Source organism: Herbaspirillum aquaticum (assembly GCF_002213425.1).
Classification (GTDB): domain Bacteria; phylum Pseudomonadota; class Gammaproteobacteria; order Burkholderiales; family Burkholderiaceae_D; genus Herbaspirillum; species Herbaspirillum aquaticum.
This window is the reverse complement of record NZ_NJGV01000064.1, coordinates 1-710: the sequence shown is the minus strand read 5'-3', so window position 1 is coordinate 710 and position 710 is coordinate 1. Positions and strand designations below refer to the sequence as shown.

Sequence of the window (710 nt, the reverse complement as noted above, 5' to 3'; positions counted from 1 at the left end):
TGACCTGACCTGAAAAAACTGGTCCGACTTGAAATTTCATATGCTATTGAAAAGGAGAGTCAGACCATGCCCAAGAAGCGATTCACATCCGAAGACATCATTCACAAGTTGCGCGAGGCAGAAGTCATGTCTGCTCAAGGAAAAACGGTGGCTGAAATCAGCCGCCAACTTGGCGTGACGGAGCAAACCTACTTCCGTTGGCGCAAGGAGTATGGTGGCCTGAAGATTGACCAGGCCAAGCGACTGAAGGAACTGGAACAAGAGAATGCACGCTTGCGCCGAGCGCTTTCGGATGCCGTCATCGATAACCAGATACTGCGCGAGGTCAGCCGGGGAAACTTCTGAGCCCGGCACGTCGCCGCCAGGCCGTAGCCCATGTCCGAACGAGCTTGGGTCACGCTGAACGGCGTATCTGCCGGGCGCTTCATCTCTCCCGTTCCTCGGTTCGTTATGCTGCCCAGCCTCGCGCCGATGAGGCGCCACTGACTGGAGCCATCATCGAACTGGCCAGTCAGTATGGGCGTTACGGCTATCGGCGCATCCACGCCATGCTAGAAGCTCAAGGCTGGGAATTGAGTCGCTCTCGGGTAGAGCGTATCTGGAAACTAGAAGGCCTGAAGGTGCCAGTGAAACAGCCAAAGAGAGGAAGGCTGTGGCTGGCCGACGGTAGCTGCATCCGAATGCGGCCGGAATATGCCAATCATGTCTGG

General features: G+C 56.3%; 1 pseudogene. It reads left to right on the top strand.

The features are described from left to right. Window positions 1-66 precede the first annotated feature (66 nt). Window positions 67-710, top strand: a pseudogene (locus CEJ45_RS25255) (transposase); the annotation flags it as partial.